Genomic DNA, 24,483 nt, shown 5'->3' on the forward strand with positions numbered 1-24,483 from the left:
AACCATTAAAGCGGTTCCAGCGTATCGCTTTGCGGCGCGCCGTTTGCGGCGGCGCTCGCTTTGGCTTCCGGCAGTAACAGGCACAACGCGATGGCGGTCAGCCCGCCGCTGGTGATGGCCGAGTCGAACAGGTTTTGTACCAGCGTCGGCATCAAGTGCAGCAGGTTCGGTTGGGCGGCAATGCCCAGGCCGACGCCAAACGAGGTGGCGATGATCAGCATGCTGCGTCGGTCCAGCGGCGCCTGGGCGAGAATACGCACGCCGGCGGCTGCCACGCTGCCGAACATCACCAGGGTCGCGCCGCCCAATACCGGCTTGGGGATTTGCTGCAGCACCGCGCCGATCGACGGAAACAAACCGAGGCAAAACAGCACCACGCCGATGTACAGGCCGACATAACGGCTGGCCACGCCAGTGAGTTGGATCACGCCATTGTTCTGGGCGAACGTGGTGTTGGGGAACGCGCTGAAGGTGGCGGCGATCATGCAGCTCACCCCATCGCCAAGTACGCCGCCCTTGAGTCGGCTTATATAAGAAGGGCCGCTGATGGGCTGACGGGCAATCATGCAGTTGGCGGTGAGGTCACCCACGGTTTCGATGCTGCTGATCAGATATATCAGCGCGATCGGTAGGAAAGCGCTCCAGTCGAAGTTGAAACCATAACGAAACGGCATTGGCAGGCTGATCAACGGCAGGTCGGGCAGGGCGTGGGGCACCAGTTTGCCGCTGAACCAGGCCGCGAGGCTGCCGAGGGCCAGGCCGATGATGATCGCCGAGAGGCGTACCCAGGGTGTGTTCGAGCGGTTGAGCAAGATGATCGTCAACACCACGAACAGGCCCAATGCCAGGTTGAGGGGCGCGCCGAAGTCGGGGGCATTAAAACCACCGCCGAGGTCGGTGATACCCACTTTGATCAGGCTGATGCCGATCAGGGTAATCACGATCCCGGTGACCAGCGGCGTGATCACCCGGCGCAGTTGCCCGATAAACCGGCTCAGGACGATTTGTACGGCGGCGCCGAAAAAGCACACGCCGAAGATCATCGCCAGGATGTCTTCCGGGCTGCCGCCGCGTTGCTTCACCAGGAAGCCCGCCGACAGCACGGCGCCGAGAAACGCAAAGCTGGTGCCCTGCAGGCAGATCATGCCGGCGCCGATGCCAAACGGCCTACGCGCCTGGATGAACGTGCCGACACCGGAGACCATCAGCGCCATGCTGATCAGGTAGGGCAGGTGAGCCGCCAGGCCCAGGGTGGAGCCGATGATCAACGGCGGCGTGATGATGCCAACGAAGGCGGCCAATACGTGTTGCAGGGCGGCCAGTAGGGCGGGCAGGGGTTTTGGGCGGTCGTTGAGGCCGTAGATCAGATCGCTGGGGCTGGAAGTTTCTGGTGGCATGGCGGGCAAACTCGAGTCGGACGGTTCTAGGTCCTTGTGCTCTTGCAAAAAGCTGTCCACTTGCTCAGCTTTTTGCGCAAGGCCCGAGTTAGCGGGTTGCCGCTAGGCTCTCGAGGAAACTTTCCAGCACCAAATGAGGGCGGCGCCCCTTGCGCGTGACCGATGCCAGGCTCAAATCGTAAAAACGTGTAGTAGGTTTCAGCGCGCGTAGTCGGCCTTGTTGCACCCACAGGCTGGCGTAGTGATCGGGCAGGTAGCCGATGTAGCGGCCGGTGAGGATCAGGAACGCCATGCCTTCGCGGTCCGAAGCGCTGGCGGTGCAGTTGAGTGCCTGGTAGTGGGCCTGGATCTCGGCGGGCAGGCGGAAGGTGGGGGCGATCGCATCCTGGCTGTCGATGCGTATATCGTCCAACTGCTTGTCGTCGGCGTAGAACAGCGGGTGGCCGACGGCGCAGTAGAGCAGCGAGCGTTCGCTGTACAGCGCCTGGTATTCCAGGCCGGACAGCGCGCTGGCCTGGGGCACCACGCCGACATGCAGGCGGCCGTCGAGCACGCCCTGTTCCACTTCATTGGGGGCAATCATGCGGATCTGGATCTGCACGTCCGGGCCGCGTTCCTTCAACTGCGCCAGGGCGTGGGTGATGCGCATATGGGGCAGGGTGACGAGGTTGTCGGTGAGGCCGATGGTCAGTTCGCCGCGCAAATGCTGGTGCAGGCCGTTGACCTCGGTGCGAAAGCTTTCCAGGGCACTCAATAGTTGCAGCGCCGACTGATAGACCTCGCGGCCTTCTTCGGTCAGCGAGAATCCGGCACGCCCGCGCTGGCACAGGCGTAATCCCAGGCGTTGTTCCAGATCGCTCATCTGCTGGCTGATGGCCGAGCGCCCGATGCCGAGCACGGTTTCCGCCGCCGAGAAGCCGCCACACTCCACCACACTGCGAAAGATGCGCAGCAGGCGAATATCGAAGTCGCTGACTTGGGCCAGCGGATCGGGTCGACGGATGCTCATAGTTTAGTGAAGACCTGACTGAAGGTTAGAAGAGTTGGATTTCACCGACTTTATCCCCATGGCAATTTAGCTGCAAGAACGCTTTTCAATCCCGACGCTGCCTTTTGCCTTGCGAGGTTTTGCTGATGAACATGCCCGAAAACGCCCCTTCGTCCCTGGCCAGCCAACTGAAGTTGGACGCTCACTGGATGCCTTACACCGCCAACCGTAACTTCCAGCGTGACCCGCGCCTGATCGTGGCCGCCGAAGGCAGTTGGTTGACTGATGACAAGGGCCGCAAGATCTACGATTCGTTGTCGGGCTTGTGGACGTGCGGCGCCGGGCACACCCGCAAGGAAATCCAGGAAGCGGTCGCCAAGCAACTGGGCACGCTGGACTACTCGCCGGCCTTCCAATACGGTCATCCGTTGTCGTTTCAACTGGCGGAAAAAATCACCGACCTGACCCCTGGCAACCTCAACCATGTGTTCTTCACTGACTCCGGCTCCGAGTGCGCCGATACGGCGGTGAAGATGGTGCGTGCGTACTGGCGCCTAAAAGGTCAGGCCACCAAGACCAAGATGATTGGCCGTGCCCGTGGCTATCACGGGGTGAACATCGCCGGTACCAGCCTGGGCGGCGTCAACGGCAACCGTAAGATGTTTGGTCAGGCGATGATGGACGTTGACCATCTGCCTCACACCTTGCTGGCGAGCAATGCATTCTCGCGCGGCATGCCGGAGCAGGGCGGTATTGCGTTGGCCGATGAGCTGCTCAAGTTGATCGAGTTGCACGACGCGTCGAACATCGCCGCCGTGTTTGTCGAGCCGATGGCTGGCTCCGCTGGCGTGCTGGTGCCGCCGCAGGGCTACCTCAAGCGTCTGCGTGAGATTTGCGACCAGCACAACATCCTGTTGGTGTTCGATGAAGTGATCACCGGTTTCGGTCGTACCGGCTCGATGTTCGGTGCCGACAGCTTCGGCGTGACCCCGGACCTGATGTGCATCGCCAAGCAAGTCACCAACGGCGCGATCCCGATGGGCGCGGTGATTGCCAGCAGCGAGATCTATCAGACGTTCATGAACCAGCCGACGCCTGAGTACGCGGTGGAATTTCCCCACGGCTACACCTACTCGGCGCATCCGGTCGCTTGCGCGGCCGGGCTGGCGGCATTGGACCTGCTGCAGAAGGAAAACCTGGTGCAGAGCGTAGCCGAAGTCGCGCCGCACTTTGAGAATGCGCTGCACGGTGTGAAGGGCAGCAAGAACGTGATCGATATCCGCAATTACGGCCTGGCCGGCGCGATCCAGATTGCCCCGCGTGACGGTGATGCCATCGTGCGTCCATTCGAGGCCGGCATGGCCTTGTGGAAAGCCGGCTTCTACGTGCGTTTTGGCGGCGACACCCTGCAGTTCGGGCCGACCTTCAACAGCAAGCCGCAGGACCTGGATCGCTTGTTCGATGCGGTCGGCGAAGTGCTGAACAAGATCGACTGATTTCTCCTTCTATATAGAACAACTTTTCAGGAGCCCTGCATGAGCCTTATCCAGCATTTGATCAACGGCCAGTTGGTCAGCGAGTCCGGTCGCACTGCCGACGTGTACAACCCGTCCACCGGCCAAGTGATTCACCAGGTGCCGCTGGCCAGTCGCGAAACCATCCAAAGCGCGATCGACTCGGCCAAGGCGGCGTTCCCGGCCTGGCGTAATACGCCGGCGGCCAGGCGTGCCCAGGTGATGTACCGTTTCAAGCAGTTGCTGGAGCAGAACGAAGCGCGCATCTCGCAGTTGATCAGCGAGGAGCACGGCAAGACCCTGGAAGACGCGGCAGGGGAATTGAAGCGTGGGATCGAGAACGTGGAATACGCGTGCTCGGCGCCGGAAATTCTCAAGGGCGAGTACAGCCGCAATGTGGGGCCGAACATCGATGCCTGGTCGGATTTTCAGCCATTGGGCGTGGTTGCCGGGATTACCCCGTTCAACTTCCCGGCGATGGTGCCGTTGTGGATGTACCCGCTGGCGATCGTCTGCGGCAACTGCTTTATCCTCAAACCGTCGGAGCGTGATCCGAGTTCGACGCTGTTGATCGCGCAATTGCTGCAGGAGGCCGGTCTGCCTAAGGGCGTGCTGAGCGTGGTGCATGGCGACAAAGGCGCGGTGGATGCGCTGATCGAAGCACCGGAGGTCAAGGCCTTGAGCTTTGTGGGTTCTACGCCGATTGCCGAATACATCTACGCCGAAGCGACCAAACGCGGCAAACGCGTGCAAGCGCTGGGCGGTGCGAAGAACCATGCGGTGCTGATGCCGGATGCGGATCTGGATAACGCGGTCAGTGCCTTGATGGGCGCGGCGTATGGTTCTTGTGGTGAGCGTTGCATGGCGATCTCGGTAGCTGTCTGCGTGGGTGACCAGGTCGCGGATGCATTGGTCGCCAAGTTGGTGCCGCAGATCAAGGCGCTGAAGATTGGTGCGGGCACGTCGTGCGGTCTGGATATGGGGCCACTGGTCACTGGCCAGGCGCGGGATAAGGTCAGTGGCTATATAGAAGACGGCGTGGCTGCGGGGGCTGAGCTGGTGGTCGATGGCCGCGGCTTGAGCGTTGCCGGGCATGAGCAGGGTTTCTTCCTTGGCGGCAGTTTGTTTGATCGCGTGACGCCGCAGATGCGTATCTATAAAGAAGAGATCTTCGGGCCGGTGCTGTGCGTGGTGCGGGTCAATAGCCTGGAAGCGGCGATGCAGTTGATCAACGATCACGAGTACGGCAACGGCACGTGCATCTTCACCCGTGACGGTGAAGCGGCGCGGCTGTTCTGTGACGAGATTGAAGTGGGCATGGTCGGCGTGAACGTTCCACTGCCGGTGCCAGTGGCCTACCACAGCTTTGGTGGCTGGAAGCGCTCGTTGTTTGGTGACTTGCATGCTTATGGGCCGGATGGGGTGCGCTTCTATACCCGGCGCAAGGCAATTACCCAGCGCTGGCCGCAACGGGCCAGTCATGAAGCGTCACAGTTTGCCTTCCCTAGCTTGTAAGACGTGTTGAAAGCCGGCCCTTTGGGGCCGGCTTTCGCGTTTCTGGGGCCTTTTTGACCTATATGACAGAATTGTGAAGAAAGGTGTTGACGGCAAATCCTGGACGTCTATAATTCGCCCCACTTCCGGCGCAGTCGAAACGGAAAACTCCTTGGTAAACAAAGAGTTATGCGAGATTCGACAGCGGCCTGCTTCAGTTCATCGAGGCCTGGAAGGAGTTGGTAGAGCGGTGCTGTTTGGCTCTATCTAACGTTTCGATCTTCTCGGTCGAAAGCGGAGAAAAAGAGGTGTTGACAGCAGCGTGTAACGCTGTAGAATTCGCCTCCCGCTAACGAGAGATCGGAAGCGCAAGTGGTTGAAGTTACAAAGGAAACTTTGAAAACTTCTTAAAATAATCACTTGACAGCAAATGAGGCTGCTGTAGAATGCGCGCCTCGGTTGAGGCGAAAGATCTTAACCAACCGCTCTTTAACAACTGAATCAAGCAATTCGTGTGGGTGCTTGTGGAGTCAGACTGATAGTCAACAAGATTATCAGCATCACAAGTTACTCCGCGAGAAATCAAAGATGTAACCAACGATTGCTGAGCCAAGTTTAGGGTTTCTTAAAAACCCAAAGATGTTTGAACTGAAGAGTTTGATCATGGCTCAGATTGAACGCTGGCGGCAGGCCTAACACATGCAAGTCGAGCGGTAGAGAGAAGCTTGCTTCTCTTGAGAGCGGCGGACGGGTGAGTAATGCCTAGGAATCTGCCTGGTAGTGGGGGATAACGTTCGGAAACGGACGCTAATACCGCATACGTCCTACGGGAGAAAGCAGGGGACCTTCGGGCCTTGCGCTATCAGATGAGCCTAGGTCGGATTAGCTAGTTGGTGAGGTAATGGCTCACCAAGGCGACGATCCGTAACTGGTCTGAGAGGATGATCAGTCACACTGGAACTGAGACACGGTCCAGACTCCTACGGGAGGCAGCAGTGGGGAATATTGGACAATGGGCGAAAGCCTGATCCAGCCATGCCGCGTGTGTGAAGAAGGTCTTCGGATTGTAAAGCACTTTAAGTTGGGAGGAAGAGCAGTTACCTAATACGTGATTGTTTTGACGTTACCGACAGAATAAGCACCGGCTAACTCTGTGCCAGCAGCCGCGGTAATACAGAGGGTGCAAGCGTTAATCGGAATTACTGGGCGTAAAGCGCGCGTAGGTGGTTAGTTAAGTTGGATGTGAAATCCCCGGGCTCAACCTGGGAACTGCATTCAAAACTGACTGACTAGAGTATGGTAGAGGGTGGTGGAATTTCCTGTGTAGCGGTGAAATGCGTAGATATAGGAAGGAACACCAGTGGCGAAGGCGACCACCTGGACTGATACTGACACTGAGGTGCGAAAGCGTGGGGAGCAAACAGGATTAGATACCCTGGTAGTCCACGCCGTAAACGATGTCAACTAGCCGTTGGGAGCCTTGAGCTCTTAGTGGCGCAGCTAACGCATTAAGTTGACCGCCTGGGGAGTACGGCCGCAAGGTTAAAACTCAAATGAATTGACGGGGGCCCGCACAAGCGGTGGAGCATGTGGTTTAATTCGAAGCAACGCGAAGAACCTTACCAGGCCTTGACATCCAATGAACTTTCTAGAGATAGATTGGTGCCTTCGGGAACATTGAGACAGGTGCTGCATGGCTGTCGTCAGCTCGTGTCGTGAGATGTTGGGTTAAGTCCCGTAACGAGCGCAACCCTTGTCCTTAGTTACCAGCACGTCATGGTGGGCACTCTAAGGAGACTGCCGGTGACAAACCGGAGGAAGGTGGGGATGACGTCAAGTCATCATGGCCCTTACGGCCTGGGCTACACACGTGCTACAATGGTCGGTACAGAGGGTTGCCAAGCCGCGAGGTGGAGCTAATCCCAGAAAACCGATCGTAGTCCGGATCGCAGTCTGCAACTCGACTGCGTGAAGTCGGAATCGCTAGTAATCGCGAATCAGAATGTCGCGGTGAATACGTTCCCGGGCCTTGTACACACCGCCCGTCACACCATGGGAGTGGGTTGCACCAGAAGTAGCTAGTCTAACCTTCGGGAGGACGGTTACCACGGTGTGATTCATGACTGGGGTGAAGTCGTAACAAGGTAGCCGTAGGGGAACCTGCGGCTGGATCACCTCCTTAATCGACGACATCAGCTGCTCCATAAGTTCCCACACGAATTGCTTGATTCATTGAAGAAGACGATAAGAAGCAGCCCGAAATTGGGTCTGTAGCTCAGTTGGTTAGAGCGCACCCCTGATAAGGGTGAGGTCGGCAGTTCGAATCTGCCCAGACCCACCAATTTTGTGTGGGAACCTGTAGAAATACGGGGCCATAGCTCAGCTGGGAGAGCGCCTGCCTTGCACGCAGGAGGTCAACGGTTCGATCCCGTTTGGCTCCACCACTACTGCTTCTGAAGTTTGAAAGCTTAGAAATGAGCATTCCATCGTGATGATGGTGAATGTTGATTTCTAGTCTTTGATTAGATCGTTCTTTAAAAATTTGGGTATGTGATAGAAAGATAGACTGAACGTTACTTTCACTGGTAACGGATCAGGCTAAGGTAAAATTTGTGAGTTCTCTTAATTGAGAAATTCGAATTTTCGGCGAATGTCGTCTTCACAGTATAACCAGATTGCTTGGGGTTATATGGTCAAGTGAAGAAGCGCATACGGTGGATGCCTTGGCAGTCAGAGGCGATGAAAGACGTGGTAGCCTGCGAAAAGCTTCGGGGAGTCGGCAAACAGACTTTGATCCGGAGATGTCTGAATGGGGGAACCCAGCCATCATAAGATGGTTACCTTACACTGAATACATAGGTGTAAGGGGCGAACCAGGGGAACTGAAACATCTAAGTACCCTGAGGAAAAGAAATCAACCGAGATTCCCTTAGTAGTGGCGAGCGAACGGGGACTAGCCCTTAAGTGGCTTTGAGATTAGCGGAACGTTCTGGAAAGTACGGCCATAGTGGGTGATAGCCCTGTACGCGAAAATCTCTTAGTCATGAAATCGAGTAGGACGGAGCACGAGAAACTTTGTCTGAATATGGGGGGACCATCCTCCAAGGCTAAATACTACTGACTGACCGATAGTGAACTAGTACCGTGAGGGAAAGGCGAAAAGAACCCCGGAGAGGGGAGTGAAATAGATCCTGAAACCGTATGCGTACAAGCAGTGGGAGCCTACTTTGTTAGGTGACTGCGTACCTTTTGTATAATGGGTCAGCGACTTATTTTCAGTGGCGAGCTTAACCGAATAGGGGAGGCGTAGCGAAAGCGAGTCTTAATAGGGCGTCTAGTCGCTGGGAATAGACCCGAAACCGGGCGATCTATCCATGGGCAGGTTGAAGGTTGGGTAACACTAACTGGAGGACCGAACCGACTACCGTTGAAAAGTTAGCGGATGACCTGTGGATCGGAGTGAAAGGCTAATCAAGCTCGGAGATAGCTGGTTCTCCTCGAAAGCTATTTAGGTAGCGCCTCATGTATCACTGTAGGGGGTAGAGCACTGTTTCGGCTAGGGGGTCATCCCGACTTACCAAACCGATGCAAACTCCGAATACCTACAAGTGCCGAGCATGGGAGACACACGGCGGGTGCTAACGTCCGTCGTGAAAAGGGAAACAACCCAGACCGTCAGCTAAGGTCCCAAAGTTATGGTTAAGTGGGAAACGATGTGGGAAGGCTTAGACAGCTAGGAGGTTGGCTTAGAAGCAGCCACCCTTTAAAGAAAGCGTAATAGCTCACTAGTCGAGTCGGCCTGCGCGGAAGATGTAACGGGGCTCAAACCATACACCGAAGCTACGGGTATCACTTAGGTGATGCGGTAGAGGAGCGTTCTGTAAGCCTGTGAAGGTGAGTTGAGAAGCTTGCTGGAGGTATCAGAAGTGCGAATGCTGACATGAGTAACGATAATGGGTGTGAAAAACACCCACGCCGAAAGACCAAGGTTTCCTGCGCAACGTTAATCGACGCAGGGTTAGTCGGTCCCTAAGGCGAGGCTGAAAAGCGTAGTCGATGGAAAACAGGTTAATATTCCTGTACTTCTGGTTATTGCGATGGAGGGACGGAGAAGGCTAGGCCAGCTTGGCGTTGGTTGTCCAAGTTTAAGGTGGTAGGCTGGAATCTTAGGTAAATCCGGGATTCTAAGGCCGAGAGCTGATGACGAGTTAACTTTTAGTTGACGAAGTGGTTGATGCCATGCTTCCAAGAAAAGCTTCTAAGCTTCAGGTAACCAGGAACCGTACCCCAAACCGACACAGGTGGTTGGGTAGAGAATACCAAGGCGCTTGAGAGAACTCGGGTGAAGGAACTAGGCAAAATGGCACCGTAACTTCGGGAGAAGGTGCGCCGGTGAGGGTGAAGGACTTGCTCCGTAAGCTCATGCCGGTCGAAGATACCAGGCCGCTGCGACTGTTTATTAAAAACACAGCACTCTGCAAACACGAAAGTGGACGTATAGGGTGTGACGCCTGCCCGGTGCCGGAAGGTTAATTGATGGGGTTAGCTAACGCGAAGCTCTTGATCGAAGCCCCGGTAAACGGCGGCCGTAACTATAACGGTCCTAAGGTAGCGAAATTCCTTGTCGGGTAAGTTCCGACCTGCACGAATGGCGTAACGATGGCGGCGCTGTCTCCACCCGAGACTCAGTGAAATTGAAATCGCTGTGAAGATGCAGTGTATCCGCGGCTAGACGGAAAGACCCCGTGAACCTTTACTATAGCTTTGCACTGGACTTTGAATTTGCTTGTGTAGGATAGGTGGGAGGCTTTGAAGCGTGGACGCCAGTTCGCGTGGAGCCAACCTTGAAATACCACCCTGGCAACTTTGAGGTTCTAACTCAGGTCCGTTATCCGGATCGAGGACAGTGTATGGTGGGTAGTTTGACTGGGGCGGTCTCCTCCTAAAGAGTAACGGAGGAGTACGAAGGTGCGCTCAGACCGGTCGGAAATCGGTCGTAGAGTATAAAGGCAAAAGCGCGCTTGACTGCGAGACAGACACGTCGAGCAGGTACGAAAGTAGGTCTTAGTGATCCGGTGGTTCTGTATGGAAGGGCCATCGCTCAACGGATAAAAGGTACTCCGGGGATAACAGGCTGATACCGCCCAAGAGTTCATATCGACGGCGGTGTTTGGCACCTCGATGTCGGCTCATCACATCCTGGGGCTGAAGCCGGTCCCAAGGGTATGGCTGTTCGCCATTTAAAGTGGTACGCGAGCTGGGTTTAGAACGTCGTGAGACAGTTCGGTCCCTATCTGCCGTGGACGTTTGAGATTTGAGAGGGGCTGCTCCTAGTACGAGAGGACCGGAGTGGACGAACCTCTGGTGTTCCGGTTGTCACGCCAGTGGCATTGCCGGGTAGCTATGTTCGGAATAGATAACCGCTGAAAGCATCTAAGCGGGAAACTAGCCTCAAGATGAGATCTCACTGGGACCTTGAGTCCCCTGAAGGGCCGTCGAAGACTACGACGTTGATAGGTTGGGTGTGTAAGCGCTGTGAGGCGTTGAGCTAACCAATACTAATTGCCCGTGAGGCTTGACCATATAACACCCAAGCAATTTGACTACTCGAAAGAGCATCAGATTGCGGTGTGTGAAGACGAAACGAACCGAAAGTTCGACTTTTACAAAACACCGAAAGCTATCACATACCCAATTTGCTGAAGCGAGGCCATCAGGCCACGACTCAGTACCCGAATTTCTTGACGACCATAGAGCATTGGAACCACCTGATCCCATCCCGAACTCAGTAGTGAAACGATGCATCGCCGATGGTAGTGTGGGGTTTCCCCATGTGAGAGTAGGTCATCGTCAAGATTAAATTCCAGAACCCCTGTTTGCTTACGCAGACAGGGGTTTTGTTTTGGGCGCTTGGAAAGTGCGAAGAGGCTTGCGACGATCGGCATCCGACAAATTTGCACAGTTATTTCTGAACCAGACCACTAGAATAGGCACCTAACCTTTTTTAGCGTCCGAGCCCTATCTATGCCCGATCCGGATGATGCCCCCAAGGTGTCGGATTTACCCCTGGACGACCTGGTGGCATGCCATGAGTGCGATTTATTGATGCGCAAACCTGTGCTCGCCCTCGGCGAAAAAGCCCAGTGCCCGCGTTGCGGTTACGAGCTGTACGCGCATCGCCACAACGTCGTCGAACGAAGCCTCGCCTTAGTGCTGGCAGCACTGTTGCTGTACATTCCCGCCAACTTTTTGCCCATCATGCAGCTCAATCTACTCGGGCAGTCCTCAGAGGACACCGTGTGGACCGGCGTAGTCGGCCTGTTCGACACCGGCATGCGCGGCGTCGCCGCCGTTGTGTTCCTGTGCAGCATGGGCATTCCCCTGCTCAAGTTGCTCTGCCAATTGGCGGTGTTGCTCAGCATTCGCTGGAACATCGGCCGCAGTTACGGGCTGCTGCTCTATCGCATTTACCATCACCTGCGAGATTGGGGGATGTTGGAGGTGTACCTGATGGGCGTCCTGGTGGCGATCGTAAAGCTCGCCGACATGGCCTCCATTACGATTGGCCTGGGTCTGGTCTGCTTCATCAGCCTATTAATGGTTCAGGTTCTGCTTGAGGTGGTGATGTCGCCCCACCAGATCTGGCACGCACTGTCAGGAGAGGATGATCATGCGGGCGATTGATGCAGGCATTCTGATTTGTACCGAATGCCACGAATTGAACAAGCAAGAACCGGACACCGATGAGCAAACCTGCACGCGTTGCGGTGCGCTGGTCCATGCCCGTCGCCCCAACAGCCTGACGCGAACCTGGGCCTTGCTGATCACCGCCGCGATTCTCTATATCCCCGCCAACCTGCTGCCGATCATGACCGTCAATTCCCTCGGCCAGGGTGACCCCAGTACCATCATGTCCGGCGTGATCCAACTGGTGCAGCACGGCATGTTCCCCATCGCGGCGGTGGTGTTCATTGCCAGCATCTTGGTGCCGACGTTCAAACTGGTGGGCATTGGTCTGCTACTGTTCTCGGTGCAGCGTCACCAACCGTTGTCCGCGCAACAACGGATTATCATGTACCGCTTTATCGAATTCATCGGCCGCTGGTCCATGCTGGATATCTTCGTGATCGCCATCCTGGTGGCGGTTGTAAACTTTGGGCGGCTTGCCAGTGTCGAGGCCAATCTCGGCGCGGCGGCGTTCGCCAGTGTGGTGATCTTGACGATGCTTGCCGCAGTAACTTTTGATCCCCGACTGATTTGGGATAACACGGAGTCGGACGACGACCATGAGTAATTTGCCTAAAGCTAAAACCCGCCCGGCCTCCAACTGGTCGGCCATTTGGGTACTGCCCCTGATCGCCCTGATCATCGGCGGTTGGTTGGGCTGGCGTGCCTATTCCCAGCAGGGCATCGAGATCCAGGTACGCTTCGAAAGCGGCGAAGGTATCCAGGTCAACAAGACCGAGGTGGTCTACAAAGGCATGCCCGTGGGCAAGGTCAAGACCCTGGCCCTGGACGACGAAGGCAACAATCGCGGGGTGATTGCCACCATCGAGATGAACAAGGACGTCGAGCAATACCTCAAGACCAACACGCGCTTCTGGCTGGTCAAGCCCAGCGTCAGCCTCGCCGGCATCACCGGCCTGGAGACTCTGGTGTCGGGTAACTACATTGCCGCCAGCCCTGGCGATGGTGAGTCCACGCGCAAATTCAAGGCGCTGTCCGAAGAGCCGCCCTTGTCCGACGCCAAGCCCGGCCTGCACTTGACCATCAAAGCCGACCGCCTCGGCTCGCTAAACCGCGGCAGCCCGGTGTTCTACAAGCAGATCCAGGTCGGCCAGGTCAAAAGCTATCTATTGTCCGAGGACCAGAGCACCGTCGAGATCAAGGTCTACATCGAGCCGACCTACGCCAGCCTGGTGCGCAAACACACGCGTTTCTGGAACGCCAGCGGCATCAGCATCGACGCCAACTTCTCCGGTGTGAAGGTGCGCAGCGAATCCCTCTCTAGCATCGTCTCTGGCGGTATCGCCTTCGCCACCCCAGAGAATCGCAAGGACAGCCCGCCGACCGACCCGAGCCTGCCCTTCCGCCTGTATGAAGACTTCGACGCCGCCGCCGCCGGCATCAAGGTCAAGGTCAAACTCAGCGACTTCGAAGGCCTGCAGGCCGGGCGTACCCCGGTGATGTACAAAGGTATCCAGGTCGGCAGCCTGAAAACCCTGAAGATCGACCCGGATCTGTCCAGCGCCAACGCCGAGCTGACCCTCGACCCATTGGCCGAAGACTACCTGGTTCAGGACACCCAATTCTGGGTGGTCAAACCGTCGATTTCCCTGGCCGGTATCACTGGGCTCGAGGCGTTGGTCAAAGGTAACTACATCGCGGTTCGTCCCGGTGACAAAGGCACTGCACCCCAACGCGAGTACGTGGCTCGGGCCAAGGCACCGCCCTTGGACCTGCGTTCTCCTGGCCTGCACATGGTGCTGTTCACTGACAACCTCGGCTCCCTGGATGTTGGCAGCCCGATCCTCTACAAGCAGGTCAAGGTCGGCTCGGTGCAGAGCTACCAGTTCTCACGCAAAAACAAACAGTTGGTGATCGGTGTCCACATCGAGAAGGAATACGCCAACCTGGTCAATGGCTCGACGCGTTTCTGGAATGCCAGCGGTGTAACCCTGACCGGCGGCCTCACCGGCGGTATCCAGGTCAAAAGCGAATCCCTGGCCAGCCTGATATCCGGCGGTATCGCCTTCGAAACGCCGGAACCGAACGTGCCGCTGAGAAAGCGTATTCCACGTTTCCGCCTGTTCACCGATCGTGAAGCGGCGAATCAGAGTGGCACCCTGGTGACTATCAAAGTCGACCGCGCCGACGGCCTGCGCCCCGGTACCCCGGTGCGATTCAAAGGCCTGGACGTCGGTAAGATCGAGAGCGTCGACCTCAGCGCCGATATGCAATCGGTGCTGCTCGGTGCGCGCATCACCCAGGTCGCGGATCGCATCGCGCGCGTCGGCAGCCAGTTCTGGGTGGTCAAGCCGGAACTGGGCCTGATGAAAACCTCGAACCTGGAAACCCTGGTCACCGGCCAATACATCGAGGTGTTGCCCGCGGTGAAAAACGCCGGGCCACAAAAGAGCTTTGTTGCGCTGGACCAACCGCCCGAAGCCACCCACCAGGAGGCCGGCCTGAGCCTGACACTCAGCGCCGCACGCCGTGGTTCGCTCAAAGAAGGCGTGCCCGTCACTTACCGCGAAGTCACCGTGGGCAAAGTCACCGGCTACGAGTTGGGCCAGACCGCCGACCGCGTGTTGATCCACATCCTGATCGAACCCAAATACGCGGCGTTGGTGCGCAGCGGCAGCCGCTTCTGGAACACCAGCGGCTTTGGTCTCGACTTCGGCCTGTTCAAGGGCGCGACGGTGCGCACCGAGTCTCTGGAAACCCTGGTCGCCGGCGGCATCGCCTTTGCCACGCCCGATGGCGAACGCATGGGCAGCGCCGCACGGCCGCAGCAAACCTTCCCGCTGTTCGACAAGTTTGAAGATGAGTGGCTGACCTGGGCACCTAAGATTCCGCTGGGTAAGTAGACCGAGGCGCGGCTGTCGCGGGCAAGCCCCCTCCCACATTCGACCGCATTCCTACAGGATAAACTCGGTCAAATGTGGGAGGGGGCTTGCCCGCGACGAGGCCCTCAAAAACACCACCAAACCCCAGCCCACAAAAAAGGCCGCGATCCATAAGATCGCGGCCTTTCTGTCTTTCAGCGCAAACTGTCAGACCTCATCCAACTCCGGCTCATCCGCCTGCACATTCACCGTCACCTTCACCGCATCATGGCGACGGATGTACTTCCAGTCCGCCTCATCGATGTAGATGCCATTCGGCCCGCTACCGCCTTCCAGGTCGATCGCCACCTGGGCGGACACCTGCGGCTTCACACTCGCCAGGATCGGCACGAAGCCCAATTGCAGGCTGGTTTCCAGCAGCGCCGCCTGGTTCTTCTCATCGATGTCGGCCGCTTCATCGAGGTAGTACGGCAAGCGCACACGCCCGGCCTGGTCGCGGTCCATCAAGTGCAGCAACAAATACATGTTGGTCAGCGCCTTGATGGTCATGGTCGTGCCGTTGGACGCCGCACCGTCGATGTCGGTGTGAATCACCGGCTGGCCATTCACTTTGGTGATCTCGAACGCCAGCTCGAACAAGTCCTTGAGACCCAACTGGTTATGGTTGGCCGCCACCAGGCGCGCCAGGTATTCCTTGGCCTCTTCGTTCTTGTTGTCCTGCTCGGCGCTCTGGCTCAAGTCGAATACCGACAGGGTTTCGCCTTCTTCGTACTGACCGGCGCTGTGGATGATCTGGTCGATATGCTTGAGCGCTTCCTTGTTCGGCGCGAGCACGATGCGGAAACTCTGCAGGTTCGACACCTGGCGCTTGTTGATCTCGCGGTTGAACAAGGCCAGTTGGTGTTCCAGGCTGTCGTAGTCACTGCGGATATTGCGCAGGGTCCGCGCGATGTCGGTGACCGCCGCGCGCCGCGCCTTGCCCAGGGTCAGGGCTTCGTCGGTCCGGTGCGCATACGCGTTGATCAGCAGATGCAGGCGCCGCTCCATGTCGTCCTCGCTGTCGAACTTGGCCACGCCCTTGAGGCGTACCTGGGCGTACAGCGCTTCGATCTGGCCATCGGCGCGCAGCAAGCCCTGCCAGCTGTCCTGATAATCGTTGAGCAGTGGCAGCAGGTTGTCCATGGAATCGTCGACCGGGTCCATGAACGGCGTGCCGAACGGCAAGTCCGCCGGCAGCAACTGGCGACGGCGCAACGCGTCATCCAGGGTGCGTTGCTTGGCTTCCATATCGCCGATCTGGCGACCGACCAGTTGCAGCTTGGCCGACAGTTGCTGCACGCGTTCGGTGAACGCATCGCTGGAGCGCTTCAATTCATCCTGGGCCGCTTCCATCTGCGCCAGCTGTTCCAGCTTCTCGCCTTCTTCGGCGCTCAGGGTCTGCGCACGGCGGAAATCTTCCAGCGCCTTTTGCGCGTCCAGCACTTGCTGGTACAGCGCTTCGGTCTGGGTTTTGCTCGCGGCGCGGTCAGAGGCGACCGCCTGTTGCGTCTTGAGCTGCTTGAGTTCTTTTTCCAGACGCTCTTTCTGGTCGCGCAAGGCTGCGCGATCCGCCAGGGCCTGCAAGGCGGGTGGCTCGATGTGGGAGATGTCGATGGACAGCCCCGGCACTTCAAAGCGCTCACCCTTGAACCCATCGAGGATCAGTTCCAGGGATTTGACCCACTGGCCGTCCTCATCCAGCGTGATGCCATGCTCACCCAACGGCAGGCTGAACAACGAACTGTTGAACAGACGCATCAGACGCTCGACATCCTGCTGTGAGAATTCCTCGCGCAGTTTGGCGTAGCTGTTGTTGTCGGCGTGGTCGAGCTGTTGCTTGACCGACTTCAAGCGTTTTTCCAGGTCGCGCAGGCGCTCGTCCAAGTCCTCGGCGCTGAACTGCCGCGACTGCGCCAGGGCGCCGGCGAGTTCATCGTGGGCATCCTTGGCCGCCAGCAGTTGCTGTTCCAGCACCTTGACGTCATCGACCAGCGCAAAGCGATGCTTGAGCACCGACAGCTCGCCCAGCCAACGCTGGATACCGCTGATTTCGCGCTCCAGGCGCATCAGCTCCTGGGTGCCGCCGCGCTGGTCGTTCTGCAGCGCGTCCTGCTCGTTACGGTAGTGCTCGGCCTGGAGGGTCAGCTCTTCCTTGCGCGCACCGGCGTAGTCCGACCAGGTGCCCAGCAGCGAGTCCAACAGCGGCGACAGGCGATGCAATTTGCCGCGCAGGATGTCGCGTTGTTTCACGCCATTGGCCAGGGCCTCGACCAACGGGCCGGCGGCGACCAGCGAGTTGTAGTCCTGCTCCATGCGTCGCACGTCGCGGAAGGCTTCTTCACACGCGGCGATGTAATCGACACTGCCGGAACGCAAGCTGTGCTCGAACGCATCGAGGAACAATTGCTTGAGTTTGGCCGCAGTGATTTCGCGCATGTGCAGCAGGTTGATAAACAGCGCGCGGAAGGTCTTCAGGCTCTGTTCGCTGGTGGAACGCAGCGGGATCAGCGTCAGGTCCAGTGGGATCGACGTGTGGCCGCCCACCAGCAAACGACGTAGTTCATCGGGCTTGAGTTCGTAGGCTTTCAGGCCCTCGCGTTCAAGGTTGGTGAACAGCTCTTTCTGGCGCAGGCAGGTGTCGTTTTTCTGGTAATGGGCCAGGTCCAGCTTGCCGGCGTAGGCAAAGAACTGGTGACCGAAACCACCGCCCGGGCCGCGTCCGACCACGCCGATCACGTGTGGGCCGTGGGGCAGGGAGACTTCGACGAGGATGTAGCTGGTGTCGGTGGCAAAGTAGAAGCGCCGCGATTGTTCCAGGGTGTACTTGCCGAAACTCATGTCCGACATGCGCGCCAGGATCGGGAACTGCAAGGCGTTGATCGACGCCGATTTACCCAGGTTGTTCGCGCCATACACCGACAGCGGTTCTTCCAGCGGAAACAAACCCAGGCTGTAGCCGGCGGTATTCAATAGGGCGAAGCGGCGGATGCCGTAGCGTTCCTTGCTCATGCATCGGTCTCCTGTTCTTCGGCAATGGCGCGGGCCAAGGCGTCTTCTTCGCTGTCGTCGGCAAAGTCGCTCAAGTCCAGCGGGTCATCGGTTTCCAGCAGTTTTTCGTCGCTGTCTTCGTTGATGATCACCGGCGCCGGCAATGGCAGCACGCTGTGGATGCTGGCCGCGAGGTCGCGGTCCTGCTGCACCGACAGGCACACATCGAGGAAACGGTGCATCGGCGGCAGGAAGCGATAGATGCCGTTGTCTTCGCTGGCAAAGCCCAGCTGGGTCATGCGGCGCATGATTTTTTCTTCGAGCTCTTCCTGGGTCTGCACTTCGGCCTGGATAAACAGGTCGCGGTACTTCTCCAAAAGCGACGGCAGTTCATCGCGGCCGAGGCTGCCGCCGTCGAGCACGGCAATCGGGTCGCGGCCCTGGTCGGCCAGGTGCTCGACGATGATGAAGGTGAACAACGCCAGGCGCTGCGCGGTCTTGTTCACCTGCGCGCTGGCGATGGCGGAGTCCGGCACGAAATAGTAGAAACCACGCGTATCGCAGACCAGCTCAAAGCCCAGGGCCTTGAACAGCGTGCGGTACTGGTCCTGGAAGTTCGACAGTTGCGCGTACAGCTCCGGGTCGCGGCGGCTGACGTGGTAACCCTTGAACAGCTCGCGAAAGATCGGCGCCAGCTGGGACAGTTCGGATAGATCAAGATGCATAAGGGGTGCTCGCAGAATGCTCGGCCGCGTCTGTGCTGGCCGGGAGCAGGGCGAATGAGCGCAGGCTGACCTGATGCTCGTGTGTGTGGTAATCGCGGCGTTCCAGGCGCTCGCGCTTGAAGCGTTTTTCGCGGGACAGACGCGAGAACCAGTACAGCAATTCGTCGGTGGCGCCGTCCGGTTCCTGTTCCAGCAGCCAGGTCATCAGGTCCGGCATCGGCAGCGCGTCTTCGCAGCGTTCGAGCATTTCCTTGACCGTGCGCGGTGCGCGCTGGGCTTCGCCGGTATGGGACTTGTGCGCCTTGGGGAAACGCGCCGGTTTCGGCTCGAAGTTCGCCAGGGCATACACATAGGCTTCGACCTGACTGGCACTGCCGAGGAAGGTGCTTTGCGGCCGGGTAAACATCGGCATCGCGGCCTGCGGCACCGCGTCCAGGCCTTTACGGCGAATGGCCGACAGGGCAAGCGCTGCGCCACGGGTCACGGCGTTGTGCCGACGCGCTTCTTCACGCAACGGCAGCAGCAGCTCGCGGGCGTGACGCAGGGTCAGTTGGGCGCTGGTCTGCATTTCGAGGATGCGCGCGTGGGTGCGCAACAGCATGTCGTCGTCGACCAGATGGCCAAGACGCTGCTGCTCGGTGAGCATGCGCAGCAGCACGTTTTCGACCTTGCGCACGCCCTGTTCGAAGGCGCCGTCGGCGTTCACCAGTTGGATCATCGGTTCGACGTATTCGTCCCAGGTCGCCAGCACTTCGGCATAACGCTGACGCAACGGGATCTGCCGGTCGCTGGTCTTGGCGCGGTCGGCCACGGCGACGAGGGCCTGCTCGTCGTTGGCGAGCTTTTTCAGCACATCGCGCACGCGCATGTCCAGCAGGCGCAGTTGACGGGCCAGGTCGTGGCCGTCACGGATGTCGAAGGCGTCCTGGATATAACCGGCCAGGCGCTCGAGGTGGCGCAGGTAGGCTTCGATTTCCAGGCACAGGCCGAGCCGGTGCTCCTTGCGAAGATAGGCGAGGAAGTCGTGGATCTGCGCATTGAGCTCGAATCGGTTCGGGCTCTTGGCGACAGGCACCAGGATATCCAGGCGAATCCACACGTCCAGCAGGCTGGTGATGTCCTGGGGCGTGCTGTCCAGTTGTTGGGCGGCCAGTTGTGCGCGCAGCTCGCCGAGGCTCAGGGTGCCTTGGTCGAAGTGTTCGCACAGTGGCTCAAGTAAGGCCCAGTGTTCGGCGAGGGCGCGCAGGACGCGCTTGGGTTCGATCATGGGAATGGCCGGCTGGTTGGCGATTAAAAGTCGCGATTGTACTGCATCAGGCGCGGGATTTATCCACAGCCGGTCAGTGCGCAGTGGGCGATTGTTACCGAACAGCGGTAGAATCCCCGCTCTTTACTTATCCACAAGTGGCCGAGCTGTGCTTATCGAGTCCCGACGTCGCGCTTACTTGACCGCCATGCAGGTGGTCAACTGGCTGCCCCGCACCGAACTGCCGTTTGCCGCGCCGTCGCGGCCCGAGCTGCTGCAGGCGCTCGAGCCCGATGAGGCCTTCGAGACCTCGGGGGAAGAGGCCGCAGCGCCGGTGGCGGTGGTCAAGCCTGAGCCGCCGGTGCGCCCGGTGGTAGAACGCGCCAAGGTCGAGGTGCCACGCCCGTCGCCGATGGCCAAACCGGTGGTGGCTGAAGAGGCGGTGCCGGTGGTCAAGGCGGCTGTCGTTCCACCCCCGCGTTTTGCCCTGCAACTGCTGCGGGCCGGGCGTTGCCTGTTGCTGGTGGAGCTGCCGACCGGCGAGCGCTTCCAGACCCGCGACCCGGCCTACATGTTGCTCAAGGACATGCTGCGCGCCGCCGGCTTGCCCGACAGCCCGCAAATCGTCGGCGACCCGGTGCGCTGGCCGCTGCTGGTGCGCGGCACGATGGACCAGGGCCCGGACGCCGCGCGAGATTTTGTGCAAGGTTTTGTGTCGGCGCGCCTGGAAGACGAACCCTGCGTGTGCCTGTGGCTGATCGGCCTGCCCGCCGTGCGGTTTGCCGGCGAAGCCGACGCCGAAGTCTGGTACCGCGAGCTGCAGGTCGAAGGCCTGGGCTCGGTATGGGCCCTGCCGGGCCTGGAATTATTAATGGAAGAGCCACAGCGTAAGGCTGATGTCTGGCAAGCCATGCGCCGGCTGATGGCGCGCTGGAAAACAACCGATGAGTGAGGCTTTATCCTTTCGCCCGATGACCGAGGCCGACCTCGACGCCGTGCTGAAAATCGAATACGCGGCGTACAGCCACCCCTGGACCCGCGGGATCTTTCTCGATGGGTTGGGCAAGTACCAGATCTGGCTGATGTTCGAAGGTGAACAGCAAGTGGGCCACGGGGTGGTGCAGATCATCCTCGATGAAGCGCATTTGCTGAACATCACCGTCAAACCGGAAAACCAGGGCCGCGGCCTCGGCCTGGCGCTGCTGGAGCACCTGATGTCCCGCGCCTATGCCGCCACTGCACGGGAATGTTTCCTCGAAGTGCGTGACAGCAATACCGGCGCGTTCCGGCTGTACGAGCGCTATGGCTTCAATGAAATCGGGCGTCGGCGCGACTACTACCCGGCCGTCGGCGGTCGCGAAGATGCGGTCGTGATGGCCTGCACCCTGGTCGACTGAACACAGATGTGGGAGGGGGCTTGCCCCCGATGGCAGTGTGTCAGTCAACACATGTATTGCTGACAGTGTGCTATCGGGGGCAAGCCCCCTCCCACATTTGGATCTACGGTGTGTCAGCGGTTGCCGTCGACAGGCTCGCGCTCGGCCAGTTCGGCTTCATCCAAGCCATTGCCGCCGCCAATTTCATCCTCGTCGACGATGCTCAGGTCCCAATCGGCCTGTTCGCCTTCGCCTTCTTCCCGCGCATCCCGTGCGCCGTCCTCGCGGATCAGGTTCTCCGGGCTCATCTCGTCATCGGTCGTCTCGGCCTCGCCCACCCGTTTGTCGGGCATCCGGTGCTTGCGCTCGCCACGTGGCATTTCATCGCCGATTTCCGCCGTCGGCTCTTCCTCGTCAAAGTCCAACTCGCGCATCGAGCCCATGCGATCCTCGTTGTCATCAATCGGTTCCGGCTGGGTAGCACCGTATGGACGTCGTGATTCAGTCATGGCCAATCCTCATACTGTGGGGCTTATAGTGTGTGGACAGGCCTGGCGCCCCAAGATTCAAGTAATTGCCCGCCGACTATCTTTATTCCCTACGTGACCCGGACGGGCGGTCGTCTGTCAAAGCTGCGCATCATTCCTGAGGCTTTCCCTGATGAACGAACTACAAGACCTGCTTGATAACAACGAACGCTGGGCGGATGCGATCACACAGGAAGATCCCGAATTCTTCGCCAAGCTGGCCCGCCAGCAAGCCCCGGAATACCTGTGGATCGGCTGCTCAGACGCCCGTGTACCGGCCAACGAGATCGTCGGCATGCTGCCGGGTGATCTGTTCGTACACCGTAATGTGGCCAACGTGGTGTTGCACACCGACCTTAACTGCCTGTCGGTGATCCAGTACGCCGTCGATGTGCTCAAGGTCAAACACATCCTGGTCACCGGTCACTATGGTTGCGGCGGCGTGCGGGCGTCGATGCAGGACCGCCAGTTCGGCCTGATCGACGGCTGGCTGCGGACCATTCGCGACCTGTACTACGAAAACCGCGAGATGCTGGCGCAGTTGCCGAGTGAAGAAGAACGCGTCGACCGCATGTGCGAGCTGAATGTGATTCAGCAGGTGGCCAACGTCGGTCACACCAGCATTGTGCAAAACGCCTGGCACCGTGGGCAGAGCCTGTCGATCCACGGCTGCATCTACGGCATCAAGGATGGCCGCTGGAAGAGCTTGAACACCACCCTCAGTGGCTTTGAGCAGTTACCGCCGCAGTATCGCTTGCGCCCGCTGGGTGAAGTCTAAGGGCGCTTGCGCTCGCGCCACTCGGTCATGAACGCCTGCCCCTCGGCGTTCAACGGCTCCTGGCTGCCGGTGATCCAGCCCCGGCAGTTCAGCTCGCCGCATTGGCAAGCGAACTGCCGGAACAGCGTGTCCTCGGTGCTGGCGTAATCCAGGGTCAGCCGGGTGTCGGCGGGGATGGACTGCACGGTCCAGAGCTCCAGGTAGGTGGTGTCTAAAAATACATTCGGGTTGCAGGAGTGGTGCAACAGGCCGCAGAACCAACAGTCGTACAAGTGGATGCGCGGCGACACCTGCAAGGTGTGCGGGCGTCGCTCGTTCACCGCGTAGCCGGAGACCTTGGCAATGCGCACGCGACTGTCAAAGGGAATGCGCGCCTTGATCCCGGCTCCGGTGCCGTCCGTGGTTCGGATGACCTGGAAGTGTTTGGACGAAGGGTAGCCCTGCTCGACGAACAGTGTCTTGAACGGGTAAAGGCAATCATTCATAGCGTTTACAGCCTTATCCATGGCTCGAGTCTTCATAACTCTCCTTGGTTGGGCTGCATCGACCTGCGGGTGGTGTCTGACTGCCAGTCTTGCAGCGGATGGGCCCGGATCAAGACTCGCTGAACATAAAGCCGATTTCTACTGTCAAGTTTGACAGTAGAAATCGGCTTTTTTTCTGCACTTTACAGCGCCGGGGCGGTGATTGCCGGGGCGGGGGCGGCGTCTTTCAGTTGCTTGAGCTGGGTTTTGATCGCGGGCGTGGCGCATTTGGCGTTCGCCTGCTCCGGGGTCAGGTCGCGCACCGAGGTGTAGAACAGTTCGCAGGTCTGCTCTTTGCGCGTGACTTGCCAGGTGTTCATGCACGCCTTGAGCAGCACATTCGCATCGCTCGCTGGCTTCTGGCCCATTCCGGCTTGCCAGCAGGCGGCGCTCAAGTCCTGGCCCATCACTTTCAAACCGGCCTCGTCGGCCTTCTGCGCGTTACCGTCGTAGGTGTCCGGGCTGGCCGCGTACCAGATGTAACTGGGGTGGTTGGCGCCCAGCACCGAGACGGTTTTACCGGGGGCCGGGCTGATCTGCGCCAGGCCCAGCACGCCCACGGTTTGCCCGTATTGTTGCTTGATCCAACTGCGCACCGGCGCGCCGAACGCCACCATCGGCAATGCACCTTTGGGCGGCAGGCTCAGCTCCGCGACCATGCGTGTCTGGTAGTCGGTGAAGTAGCTGTAGACGTTTTCCAGGTCTTTACCGGCGTTGGACGGCGCGGCGATCGGCGCGATGTCGATGATGGTCTGGTAGGCCGGGGTTTCGCTGGCCGGAATGCCATTGTCGACGAGCAGGGTGGCCCAGCGGTCGGTGGTGGCCGATTCCAGGTAATCCTGGGCCTGGGTCAGTGAATAATCCGGCGGAAAGTGCAGCAGCTCGATGCTTTTGCGGTTTTCCAGGGCCATGCCCAGCGGCAGGAACAAGTACCAGTTGTAGGCCCACTTGCCGTCGCTATTGAGCCGGCTCGCGCCTTGGTAGGCCAGGTCGGCGGTCGCGAGCAAGCTCGTCAGCGGAAGGCCATAGCTCTCGGGCACGCCGCTGAAGGTCGCCGCGACCTGGCCATCATGGATTTTGACGCTGACTTTGGCGCGGCTGTAACCGTCGCGCTGCAGGCTCTGGTTCAGGTAATGCTCGGCGGTCTGCTCCAGCGTCCAGGGCCGAAAGCAAATCACATTGCAGTTATTGGGGTAAGCGAACAACTGGGTAACCCGTTGCGTGCTGCCCAGGGGCACTTCGATGTCGGCCTGTACGACCGCACTCGCCATCAGTGCGGCCAAGGTGAAGGACAACCTGGTCGGTTTAAACATAGATG

At 58.9% G+C, this 24,483-nt stretch carries 16 protein-coding genes, 2 tRNA genes and 3 rRNA genes; 13 read left to right on the forward strand and 8 right to left on the reverse strand.

Features of this window, described 5'->3' with window-relative positions; translation table 11 throughout:
• Window positions 1-5 precede the first annotated feature (5 nt).
• Entirely contained in the window at window positions 6-1,397 is a 1,392-nt protein-coding gene (locus J2Y83_RS02660; protein ID WP_253393230.1) for a uracil-xanthine permease family protein, read from the reverse strand.
• Between the two features lie 88 nt (window positions 1,398-1,485).
• Complete coding sequence (locus J2Y83_RS02665; RefSeq protein WP_247402090.1) at window positions 1,486-2,406, reverse strand: LysR family transcriptional regulator; 921 nt, start codon at window positions 2,404-2,406, stop codon at window positions 1,486-1,488.
• A 125-nt stretch (window positions 2,407-2,531) separates the two neighbouring features.
• Between J2Y83_RS02665 and J2Y83_RS02670 the strand changes: the two genes are divergently transcribed.
• The 10 genes from J2Y83_RS02670 to J2Y83_RS02715 all read left to right on the forward strand — a co-directional run bounded on the left by J2Y83_RS02670 (window position 2,532) and on the right by J2Y83_RS02715 (window position 14,983).
• Window positions 2,532-3,881, forward strand: coding sequence for an aspartate aminotransferase family protein (locus tag J2Y83_RS02670; protein ID WP_253393231.1), 1,350 nt, complete (start codon window positions 2,532-2,534; stop codon window positions 3,879-3,881).
• Window positions 3,882-3,920: 39 nt separating this feature from the next.
• A complete protein-coding gene (locus tag J2Y83_RS02675; RefSeq protein WP_253393232.1) occupies window positions 3,921-5,414 on the forward strand; it encodes a CoA-acylating methylmalonate-semialdehyde dehydrogenase in 1,494 nt (497 codons plus the stop codon).
• A 624-nt stretch (window positions 5,415-6,038) separates the two neighbouring features.
• A 16S ribosomal RNA gene (locus J2Y83_RS02680) occupies window positions 6,039-7,575 on the forward strand.
• Between the two features lie 82 nt (window positions 7,576-7,657).
• Window positions 7,658-7,734, forward strand: a tRNA-Ile gene (locus J2Y83_RS02685).
• A gap of 27 nt (window positions 7,735-7,761) precedes the next feature.
• Window positions 7,762-7,837, forward strand: a tRNA-Ala gene (locus tag J2Y83_RS02690).
• A gap of 247 nt (window positions 7,838-8,084) precedes the next feature.
• Window positions 8,085-10,976 (forward strand): 23S ribosomal RNA (locus J2Y83_RS02695).
• 157 nt (window positions 10,977-11,133) lie between these two features.
• A 5S ribosomal RNA gene (gene rrf / locus J2Y83_RS02700) occupies window positions 11,134-11,249 on the forward strand.
• Together the 16S, 23S and 5S rRNA genes with 2 tRNA genes alongside form the textbook arrangement of a ribosomal RNA operon.
• A gap of 168 nt (window positions 11,250-11,417) precedes the next feature.
• Window positions 11,418-12,077 carry a paraquat-inducible protein A gene (locus J2Y83_RS02705; protein ID WP_253393233.1) on the forward strand — a complete coding sequence of 220 codons (660 nt, stop codon included), beginning with the start codon at window positions 11,418-11,420 and terminating at the stop codon, window positions 12,075-12,077.
• Complete coding sequence (locus tag J2Y83_RS02710; RefSeq protein WP_046384829.1) at window positions 12,064-12,687, forward strand: paraquat-inducible protein A; 624 nt, start codon at window positions 12,064-12,066, stop codon at window positions 12,685-12,687. Before J2Y83_RS02705 ends, J2Y83_RS02710 begins: the two co-directional genes overlap by 14 nt.
• Window positions 12,680-14,983 (forward strand): PqiB family protein, encoded by a 2,304-nt coding sequence (locus J2Y83_RS02715; RefSeq protein ID WP_253393234.1) that lies wholly within the window; start codon window positions 12,680-12,682, stop codon window positions 14,981-14,983. Before J2Y83_RS02710 ends, J2Y83_RS02715 begins: the two co-directional genes overlap by 8 nt.
• Window positions 14,984-15,169: 186 nt before the next feature.
• Here J2Y83_RS02715 and mksF read toward each other — a convergent pair whose 3' ends face one another.
• From mksF to mksB, 3 genes are read right to left on the reverse strand one after another with little or no spacing between them, the layout of a single operon-like run.
• A complete protein-coding gene (gene mksF, locus J2Y83_RS02720) occupies window positions 15,170-18,010 on the reverse strand; it encodes an Mks condensin complex protein MksF (RefSeq protein WP_253393235.1) in 2,841 nt (946 codons plus the stop codon).
• The gene (gene mksE, locus J2Y83_RS02725) at window positions 18,007-18,714 is read right to left on the reverse strand and encodes an Mks condensin complex protein MksE (RefSeq protein ID WP_247404127.1); all 708 of its coding nucleotides are present in this window, start codon (window positions 18,712-18,714) and stop codon (window positions 18,007-18,009) included. Before mksE ends, mksF begins: the two co-directional genes overlap by 4 nt.
• Entirely contained in the window at window positions 18,704-19,981 is a 1,278-nt protein-coding gene (mksB, locus tag J2Y83_RS02730) for an Mks condensin complex protein MksB (RefSeq protein WP_253393236.1), read from the reverse strand. Before mksB ends, mksE begins: the two co-directional genes overlap by 11 nt.
• Window positions 19,982-20,168: 187 nt before the next feature.
• Here mksB and J2Y83_RS02735 point away from each other — a divergent pair, with 187 nt between their 5' ends.
• Together J2Y83_RS02735 and rimI are read left to right on the forward strand one after the other, a co-directional pair.
• Window positions 20,169-20,912 (forward strand): energy transducer TonB, encoded by a 744-nt coding sequence (locus J2Y83_RS02735; RefSeq protein WP_253400333.1) that lies wholly within the window; start codon window positions 20,169-20,171, stop codon window positions 20,910-20,912.
• Window positions 20,905-21,357, forward strand: a complete 453-nt coding sequence (gene rimI / locus J2Y83_RS02740) for a ribosomal protein S18-alanine N-acetyltransferase (RefSeq protein WP_247405947.1) — start codon at window positions 20,905-20,907, stop codon at window positions 21,355-21,357. Before J2Y83_RS02735 ends, rimI begins: the two co-directional genes overlap by 8 nt.
• Window positions 21,358-21,470: 113 nt before the next feature.
• Here rimI and J2Y83_RS02745 read toward each other — a convergent pair whose 3' ends face one another.
• Window positions 21,471-21,845, reverse strand: a complete 375-nt coding sequence (locus J2Y83_RS02745; RefSeq protein ID WP_253393237.1) for a serine kinase/phosphatase — start codon at window positions 21,843-21,845, stop codon at window positions 21,471-21,473.
• Window positions 21,846-21,996: 151 nt separating this feature from the next.
• Here J2Y83_RS02745 and can point away from each other — a divergent pair, with 151 nt between their 5' ends.
• Window positions 21,997-22,641, forward strand: a complete 645-nt coding sequence (gene can, locus J2Y83_RS02750; protein WP_253393238.1) for a carbonate dehydratase — start codon at window positions 21,997-21,999, stop codon at window positions 22,639-22,641.
• On the opposite strand, the gene J2Y83_RS02755 is transcribed toward can, so the two are convergent.
• Both J2Y83_RS02755 and J2Y83_RS02760 read right to left on the reverse strand, forming a co-directional pair.
• Window positions 22,638-23,162, reverse strand: coding sequence for an SET domain-containing protein-lysine N-methyltransferase (locus J2Y83_RS02755; protein WP_253393239.1), 525 nt, complete (start codon window positions 23,160-23,162; stop codon window positions 22,638-22,640). The two genes, can and J2Y83_RS02755, sit on opposite strands and share 4 nt — an antisense overlap.
• Window positions 23,163-23,308: 146 nt before the next feature.
• On the reverse strand, window positions 23,309-24,478 hold the full coding sequence (locus J2Y83_RS02760) for a hypothetical protein (RefSeq protein ID WP_253393240.1): 1,170 nt from the start codon (window positions 24,476-24,478) through the stop codon (window positions 23,309-23,311).
• Window positions 24,479-24,483 lie beyond the last annotated feature (5 nt).

The sequence above is a fragment of the Pseudomonas marginalis genome, from assembly GCF_024169655.1.
Taxonomy (GTDB): Bacteria; Pseudomonadota; Gammaproteobacteria; order Pseudomonadales; family Pseudomonadaceae; genus Aquipseudomonas; species Aquipseudomonas paraveronii.

Coding starts and splice junctions, on each gene's coding strand:
- J2Y83_RS02735 (WP_253400333.1), top strand. CDS start 20,169: ATGCAGGTGGTCAACTGGCTGCCCCGCACCGAACTGCCGTTTGCCGCG.
- J2Y83_RS02755 (WP_253393239.1), bottom strand. CDS start 23,162: ATGAAGACTCGAGCCATGGATAAGGCTGTAAACGCTATGAATGATTGC.
- J2Y83_RS02760 (WP_253393240.1), bottom strand. CDS start 24,478: ATGTTTAAACCGACCAGGTTGTCCTTCACCTTGGCCGCACTGATGGCG.
- can (WP_253393238.1), top strand. CDS start 21,997: ATGAACGAACTACAAGACCTGCTTGATAACAACGAACGCTGGGCGGAT.
- J2Y83_RS02745 (WP_253393237.1), bottom strand. CDS start 21,845: ATGACTGAATCACGACGTCCATACGGTGCTACCCAGCCGGAACCGATT.
- J2Y83_RS02715 (WP_253393234.1), top strand. CDS start 12,680: ATGAGTAATTTGCCTAAAGCTAAAACCCGCCCGGCCTCCAACTGGTCG.
- J2Y83_RS02665 (WP_247402090.1), bottom strand. CDS start 2,406: ATGAGCATCCGTCGACCCGATCCGCTGGCCCAAGTCAGCGACTTCGAT.
- mksB (WP_253393236.1), bottom strand. CDS start 19,981: ATGATCGAACCCAAGCGCGTCCTGCGCGCCCTCGCCGAACACTGGGCC.
- J2Y83_RS02670 (WP_253393231.1), top strand. CDS start 2,532: ATGAACATGCCCGAAAACGCCCCTTCGTCCCTGGCCAGCCAACTGAAG.
- J2Y83_RS02675 (WP_253393232.1), top strand. CDS start 3,921: ATGAGCCTTATCCAGCATTTGATCAACGGCCAGTTGGTCAGCGAGTCC.
- mksE (WP_247404127.1), bottom strand. CDS start 18,714: ATGCATCTTGATCTATCCGAACTGTCCCAGCTGGCGCCGATCTTTCGC.
- rimI (WP_247405947.1), top strand. CDS start 20,905: ATGAGTGAGGCTTTATCCTTTCGCCCGATGACCGAGGCCGACCTCGAC.
- J2Y83_RS02710 (WP_046384829.1), top strand. CDS start 12,064: ATGCGGGCGATTGATGCAGGCATTCTGATTTGTACCGAATGCCACGAA.
- J2Y83_RS02705 (WP_253393233.1), top strand. CDS start 11,418: ATGCCCGATCCGGATGATGCCCCCAAGGTGTCGGATTTACCCCTGGAC.
- J2Y83_RS02660 (WP_253393230.1), bottom strand. CDS start 1,397: ATGCCACCAGAAACTTCCAGCCCCAGCGATCTGATCTACGGCCTCAAC.
- mksF (WP_253393235.1), bottom strand. CDS start 18,010: ATGAGCAAGGAACGCTACGGCATCCGCCGCTTCGCCCTATTGAATACC.